Consider the following 7,496-nt stretch of genomic DNA (forward strand, 5'->3'; position numbering starts at 1 on the left):
GCGGGGGGTGGGGGGGGCGCGGGTGGGCGCGGGGGGGGGGGGGGGCGTGGTGGCCGGGGTGGGGGGGTCGGGGGGGGCGGGGGGGGGGCCCGTGCCGGGGGGGGCCCCCCCAGCCTGCTCAGCGGCCCGCTCAGGCGGCTGGCAGGGCCTCCAGGGCGGAGTTCAGCCGGCGCAGCGTCTCGGGGCGCCCGAGCAGCTCCATCGACTCGAACAGCGGCGGCGAGACCCGGCGGCCGGTGACGGCGACCCGCAGCGGCGTGAACGCGAACTTGGGCTTGATGCCCAGCCCGTCCACCAGCGCCTCGCGCAGCGCGGCCTGGATCGGCTCCGGGCTGAAGTCCGCGAGCGCCTCCAGCGCCTTGACGCTGGCCTCCAGCACCGGGCGGGCGTCGGCGGTCAGCGCCTTGGCGGCGTCGTCCGGGTCGACGGTGAAGTCGGCCGGGTCGACGAACAGGAAGCCGGCCATGTTCACGATCTCGCTCAGCACGACCATCCGCTCCTGGGTGAGCGGCGCGATCTTCGCGAGCAGGTCCAGCTGCTCGGCGGTCGGCTCGGCCGGCAGCAGCCCGGGGGCCTGGAGGTACGGCACCAGGCGGCGGACGAAGTCCTCCGGGGCCAGCTTGCGGACGTGCTCGGCGTTGATCGCCTCGCACTTCTTCAGGTCGAAGCGGGCCGGGTTGGCGTTCACCTTGGCGATGTCGAAGGCGGCGACCATCTCGTCGATGCCGAACAGGTCGCGGTCGTCGGCCAGCGACCAGCCCAGCAGGGACAGGTAGTTGAGCAGGCCCTCGGGGATGAAGCCGCGCTCGCGGTACAGGTTGAGCGAGGCCTGCGGGTCGCGCTTGGAGAGCTTCTTGTTGCCCTCGCCCATCACGTACGGCAGGTGGCCGAAGCGCGGGGTGGTGCCGTCGCCGACGCCGATCTCGGCGAGCGCGGCGTACAGCGCGATCTGCCGCGGGGTGGAGGAGAGCAGGTCCTCGCCGCGCAGCACGTGGGTGATGCCCATCAGGGCGTCGTCCACCGGGTTGACCAGGGTGTACAGCGGGGCGCCGTTGGCCCGGACGATGCCGTAGTCCGGCACGTTCTCCGGCTCGAAGGTGAGCGTGCCGCGCACCAGGTCGTCGAAGCTGAGGGTGCGGTCGGGCATCCGGAAGCGCAGGATCGGCTCGCGCTTCTCCAGCTTGTAGACGGCGACCTGCTCGTCCGTCAGCTCGCGGCAGTGGCCGTCGTAGCCGGAGGGCTTGCCGGCCGCGCGGGCGGCCTCGCGGCGGGCGTCCAGCTCCTCGGTGCTGCAGTAGCAGTGGTAGGCGTGGCCGGCCTCGTGCAGGCGGCGGGCGACGTCGGCGTAGATGTCCATCCGCTGGGACTGGCGGTACGGCTCGTGCGGGCCGCCGACCTCCGGGCCCTCGTCCCAGTCGAAGCCGAGCCAGCGCATCGCGTCGAGCAGCTGGTCGTACGACTCCTCGGAGTCGCGGGCCGAGTCGGTGTCCTCGATCCGGAAGACCAGCGTGCCGCCGTTGTGGCGGGCGTAGGCCCAGTTGAAGAGGGCCGTGCGGACCAGGCCCACGTGCGGGTTCCCGGTCGGGGACGGACAGAAACGAACCCGGACGGCCGGGTTGCCCGCGGCGGAGCCGCTGAGCTTTTCACTAGCCACGCTTGATCACCTTGTTGGTGAGAGTGCCGATGCCTTCGATGGAGACGGCGACCTCGTCGCCGACGTTGAGCGGGCCCACCCCTGCGGGCGTGCCGGTGAGGATGACGTCGCCGGGCAGCAGCGTCATGGCCTCGGAGATGTGGACGATCAGCTCGGCGACCGAGCGGACCATCTGGGAGGTGCGGCCGGCCTGCCGGAGCTCGCCGTTGACCGTGCAGGTGACGGCGAGGTCGGCCGGGTCCAGGTCGGTCTCGATCCACGGGCCCAGCGGGCAGGAGGTGTCGAAGCCCTTGGCCCGGGCCCACTGGCCCTCGCGCTTCTGCACGTCCCGGGCGGTGACGTCGTTGGCGCAGGTGTAGCCGAGGATCACCTCGGGCACCCGGTCCAGCGGCACCTCGCGGCACATCCGGCCGATCACCACGGCGAGTTCGGCCTCGTGCTGGACGTCCGAGGAGAACGGCGGGTACGCGATGTTCTCGGTCGGGCCGATCACCGAGGTGGACGGCTTGAAGAAGGTGAGCGGCACGTCCGGGACGTCGTTGCCCAGTTCGGCGGCGTGCGCCGCGAAGTTGCGGCCGACCGCCACGATCTTGTTGGGGAGCATCGGGCTGAGCAGCCGGACGTCCTGGAAGCGGTAACTCTCGCCGGTCGGCTGGGGCTGGCCGAACGGGTGGCCGGCCAGCGCGTGGACGACCAGCGAGTCGGGCTGGGAAGGGTCGCCCTCCACCACGCCGAAGGAGACGCTGCCGGCGGCAGGGCTCCCTTCCCGGACGGAAAACCTGGCAATGCGCACGGCTGGGATACCCCTCGCTTCGTCGACCGCCCGGGGCGCGCCCGGGCGCTGGTGGGCGCCTCGCCCACAGTGGGCGCGGCCCCGTCAATCGTCGTCCAGGCTATCGCGTGGGGCCCCGGCTGACCGCTTTGCCCCTGTTCAGCGCGGTCGGGCCGCGAGCCCCGGCGACCGCCCGGGAACGCCGCAGGGCGCCGCGGCCGCCCTCGGTGGCGCGGCCGCGACGCCCTGTCGGAGCGGGGGTCGGGTCAGTCCTGCACGACGACGGGCGCCGGGGCGACCATCAGCTGGGTGCGGCGCGGGTTGGCGGTGCTGGCCGGCAGTTCGGTGCCGTAGGTGACGGCGTCCTCGGGCTTGCGGGCACCCGGGATCGTGCTGAAGTCCGCGACCGAGGCCAGCGTCGTCCGGCGCGGGTTCGCCGTGGAGCGGCAGGGCAGCGTGGACTTGGTGGCGGCCTTCTTCGCCTGGGACATCGAGAGCACCTCGTGGTCGCGGCCGGTCGGATCGCGGCGGATCGTCACCGGCCTGATTGATTCCGAATGATTCGGAGGGGTTCTGGGCAGGCTGATCGGGGCCGTGCTCCGGAGACAGCCAGGTTACGAGATCTCATTCCACAGGGACCGTGACCAAAGCTACACATTAGACTGTGATTTTGATCACAAATTCATGAGCGAATTGCAGATATCCGACATATCGCCGCAACGGTATTTTCCGGCATATCTCCGATAACGGTCATTCCGGAAGGTCTGTGACTCTTTTCGATCTCGGGCCGGGTTGGCATGTATCCGGCGAGTGTCCGAAAAATGCGGTATTCCGGTCCTGTTACGACACAGTCAGTGAAGTCACGCACGCGTTCGGTAGCGCCGCGCGGCGTGTCCTGGCGGCCCTTGTTGGGATTCCCCGGCTGTGCTGGAATGCCACGGACCGTGGGTAGGGAGAAGTCCACCCCGGCGACGCGCTCACCCGGACCAGCCGGGGAGCGGAAGGAAACTCGACACCGTCCGGTCCGCGGCGACGCGGCGGGACGCCCGGTCCAGAGGTTGCGACGCCAGTGCAGGGACGTTTCAAAAGGGGTAGCGGCGGCGCGGGTAACCCGGAGTCGCACGAGCCCGTGGCAGCCCCCCAGCAGGCGGCGGCTCCCGGCAGCCCGGCCGAGCCGGTGGTCCCCGAGGCCCCCGGCCACCCGGAGGACGACGGCCAGGAACGGAAGTCCGCCCGGGACAAGCTCCGGACCACCCTGACCCGGCGACGGGCCACCGGTCTGAGCCGGCTCGCGATGCGCAACTGGCGCATCCGGACCCGACTGATCGCCCTGCTCGCCCTGCCCGTCCTGGTCTCCCTGGTCCTCGGTGGCCTGCGGATCCAGGCCTCGATGCAGAACTCGCAGCAGCTCTCCCAGATGGCCAACCTGTCCGACCTGGCCAAGAAGGCGACCAACCTCGCGGACGCCCTGCAGACCGAGCGCGACATCAGCGCCGGCTACATCACCGCGCGCCCCAACGACCCGCTCGACGACGACATCGTCACCGCCCGCAGGGCCACCGACGACCTGAGCCGCACCTTCACCGCGTCCTCGGACAAGTTCGAGAACCTCGAACTCTCGGGCGGGAAGGCGCTGCTGTTCCAGATCCGCAGGGACCTGAACTCGATCTCGGACGCGCGCAACACGCCGTACCAGAACAACCAGAACATCCAGTCGACGATCACCGCCTACGACGTGATCATCCGCGACCTGCTGGCCATCACCCAGGACATCGCGCTCGCGTCGAACAACACGGACCTGCTCGTCGCGACCCGCTCCCTGCAGCAGTTCTCGCTGGCCAAGAACGCCACCTCGCAGCAGCGCGCCCTGATCGGCGCCGCACTCGCCAACCCCAAGGGCCCCGACCTCAGCCCCAGCGACGAGTCCTTCGGCATCCGCCTGCGCACCTCGTACGACAACTCGCTCACCAGCTTCAACAACATCTACACCGCGCACGACCTGGACAACCTGCGCGGCCAGCTCAGCTACAACTCGGTGATCGCCGACGCCGACCGGTACGCGCGCTCGATCCTCCAGCCGAGCGGTATCCACCAGACCGACCCGGTGACCTACAAGGACTGGTACGAGAAGGCCAGCGCCAAGATCACCGCCGAGCGCCGGATCGAGTCCAAGCTCATCGAGGACCTCGACGGCAAGGCCCAGGACCTCCAGTCCCAGGCCGACACCGAGGCCATCATCATCGGTGCCGCCATCGCCCTGGTGCTGCTCGTCGCCCTCGGTGGCGCCGGTCTGATCGCCCGCTCGATGGTGCGCTCGCTGACCCGGCTGCAGGCCGCGGCCGAGGACGTCGCCGAGCGCCGCCTGCCCGAGCTGGTCAAGACCCTCTCCGAGAGCGACCCGCACGACGTCGACACGACGGTCGAACCGGTGGCCGTCGACTCCACCGACGAGATCGGCCACGTGGCGCACGCCTTCGACATGGTGCACAGCGAGGCCGTCCGCCTCGCCGCCGAGCAGGCCCTCCTGCGCGGCAACATCAACGCGATGTTCACCAACCTCTCGCGCCGCAGCCAGGGCCTCATCCAGCGCCAGCTGTCGCTCATCTCCGAACTGGAGAGCCGCGAGGCCGACCCGGACCAGCTGGCCAACCTCTTCAAGCTGGACCACCTCGCGACCCGCATGCGCCGCAACGGCGAGAACCTCCTCGTCCTCGCCGGTGAGGACCCGGGCCGCCGCTGGACCAGGCCCGTCCCGCTGGTCGACGTGCTCCGCGCCGCCGCCTCCGAGGTGGAGCAGTACGAGCGCATCGAACTCGCCGCCGTGCCGTCGGCCGAGGTCGCCGGCCGCGTCGTCAACGACCTCGTCCACCTGCTCGCCGAGCTGCTGGAGAACGCCACCTCGTTCTCCAGCCCGCAGACCCGCGTCCGGGTCACCGGCCACGCGCTGCCCGACGGCCGCGTCCTGGTCGAGATCCACGACACCGGCATCGGCCTGAGCCCCGACGACCTCGCCGAGATCAACGAGCGCCTCGCCAACCCGCCGACGGTGGACGTCTCGGTCTCCCGCCGCATGGGCCTCTTCGTGGTCGGCCGCCTGTCCCTGCGACACGGCATCCGCATCCAGCTGCGCCCCAGCGACTCCGGCGGCACCACCGCGCTGGTCATGCTCCCGGTCGACGTCACCAACTCCGCCGACCGCCGCGGCCCCGCCCGGCCCGGCCCCGCCCAGGCCAAGCAGCAGCGCGGGGTCGCCCCGACGCCGCGCCAGCAGCGCCAGGTGCCGCCCGGCCAGGGCGGCCCGGCCGCGCTCGGCCAGGGCCCGGCCGGCGGCGCCCCGCAGGGCGGCCGCCCGCAGCTCGGCCAGGGCGGCCCGACCGCTCCGACCGGCCCGACCGGCCCCGGTGCTCCGACCGGACCGAACGCTCCGGGTGCTCCGGGTGCTCCGACCGGACCGGGTGCGCCTGCCGCGCCCGGCGGCCGGGCCGGCGGCCTGCCGACCCGCCAGGTCGGCAAGTCGCTGCGCGAGAACCCCGTCCAGCCGGGCCAGCAGGGCCCGGGCCAGCAGCCCCAGGGACCCCAGGGACCCCAGGGCCCGGGCCGGCAGGCCCCCCAGCCCCAGGGCCAGAAGCCGACCCAGCAGGCCCCGCAGTCCCCGCAGCCCCAGCAGTCCCCGCAGGGCGGCCTGCCGCAGCGCGGCCCGAACCGGCCGGGCCCGGCGCAGGGCGGCCCCGGCGGCCTGCCCCGCCGCGGCCAGCAGCAGCCCGCCCAGGGCCAACCCGGTCAGCAGCAGCCCACCCAGGGCCGCCCCGGCCAGGAACGGCCGCGCCCGGGTGGCGAGTTCGACGGCGGTCCGGGCCCCCGGACCGGCGAGCAGCCGCAGCACGGTCGGCCGGGTCGGCCGGGCGGCGCTCCGCAGCAGCAGGGCGCCCGCCCGGGCAACCGCCCGCAGGAGGGCCTGCCGCAGCGCCGGCCGGCCCCGCAGGGCCAGGGCGGCCCCGGTCAGGGCGGCCCGCAGGGTCAGCCCGGTCCGCAGGGCCAGCGCCGCCCGCAGCGCCCCGGCCCGGACGCGCCGCAGCGCGACCGCCAGCCGCAGCTGCCGCCGCAGCAGCAGGCCCAGCCGCTGCCGTCGGCCGAGCCGGCGTCGATGGAGAGCACCCAGCAGTTCGCCCGGCCGCGCTTCGAGGCCAGCCAGATCGACCCGCGTGACCCGCTGGGCCTCGGCCTGGTGGAGCCGGTGCTGCCGAACCCGGCGCGTCCGGAGCCGGTCCGTCAGGAGCAGGCCCGGCCCGAGCCGGTGCGCCAGGAGCAGGCCCGGCCGGAGCCGATGGCGCTGCCGACCGGCCCGTCCGGGGGTGCGGCCGAGCAGCCGTGGTACCCGCAGGAGGGCGGGCAGGAGGCGCGGCCGCGGACGTACCAGCCGCGCCGGCCCGGCACCTCGGCGCCGGAGTTCCAGCCGTCCGACCCGCAGCGCCGACAGGGCCGGCCGGCCCAGGCCCAGCAGCCCCAGGCTCCGCAGCAGGCCGCGCAGGCCCAGGCCCCCCAGGCCCCGCAGCCCCAGGCCCCTCAGCAGGGCCAGCAGCAGCCGCAGCAGGGCCAGCAACCGCATCCCGGCACCGGGGACGCCCCCTGGCGCCCGTCCGCGAACGACGAGCGCTGGCGCCGCGCCGAGCAGGTCCGCGAGCCCTCGACCAGCGGCGTCACGATGTCCGGTCTCCCCCGGCGGACCCCGCAGGCCAACCTGGTCTCCGGCACCGCCGAGGCCTCGCCGCTGACCGGTCCGCAGGTCTCCCGGGCCCCCGAAGAGGTCCGCGGCCGGCTGACCAACCTGCGCCGCGGCATCCAGCAGGGCCGCCGGGCCGGGGCCGAACAGGCCAACCAGCCGGGCTCCCAGCATGGTGCCCAGCAGCCCGGATTCGATAGTTTCGGTGGCCGGACCGACGGCAACGGCGCAGATCACCAGGAGCGTTGAGTTGAATCAGATGAGCCAGGCCGCACAGAACCTGAACTGGCTGATCACCAATTTCGTGGACAACACCCCCGGGGTGTCCCACACCGTGGTGGTCTCCGCCG

At 73.1% G+C, this 7,496-nt stretch carries 4 protein-coding genes and 1 pseudogene; 2 read left to right on the top strand and 3 right to left on the bottom strand.

Annotated elements, in window-relative coordinates; genetic code table 11:
• Positions 1-130: 130 nt before the first annotated feature.
• The 3 genes from gltX to ACFV61_RS32665 all read right to left on the bottom strand — a co-directional run bounded on the left by gltX (position 131) and on the right by ACFV61_RS32665 (position 2,965).
• Positions 131-1,654: a glutamate--tRNA ligase gene (gltX, locus tag ACFV61_RS32655; RefSeq protein ID WP_363375967.1), complete on the bottom strand. Its 1,524-nt coding sequence runs from the start codon at positions 1,652-1,654 to the stop codon at positions 131-133.
• Entirely contained in the window at positions 1,647-2,447 is an 801-nt protein-coding gene (locus ACFV61_RS32660) for a fumarylacetoacetate hydrolase family protein (RefSeq protein WP_063347716.1), read from the bottom strand. The genes gltX and ACFV61_RS32660 overlap by 8 nt, the downstream gene beginning before the upstream one ends.
• A 245-nt stretch (positions 2,448-2,692) precedes the next feature.
• Positions 2,693-2,965: a hypothetical protein gene (locus ACFV61_RS32665; protein WP_347878533.1), complete on the bottom strand. Its 273-nt coding sequence runs from the start codon at positions 2,963-2,965 to the stop codon at positions 2,693-2,695.
• 590 nt (positions 2,966-3,555) lie between these two features.
• On the opposite strand from ACFV61_RS32665, the gene ACFV61_RS32670 reads away from it, so the two are divergent.
• A complete protein-coding gene (locus tag ACFV61_RS32670) occupies positions 3,556-7,395 on the top strand; it encodes a nitrate- and nitrite sensing domain-containing protein (RefSeq protein ID WP_380495610.1) in 3,840 nt (1,279 codons plus the stop codon).
• A 10-nt stretch (positions 7,396-7,405) separates the two neighbouring features.
• Positions 7,406-7,496 (top strand): annotated as a pseudogene (locus ACFV61_RS32675) (roadblock/LC7 domain-containing protein); the annotation flags it as partial.

The sequence above is a fragment of the Kitasatospora sp. NPDC059817 genome (genome assembly GCF_042731835.1).
GTDB lineage: Bacteria > Actinomycetota > Actinomycetes > Streptomycetales > Streptomycetaceae > Kitasatospora.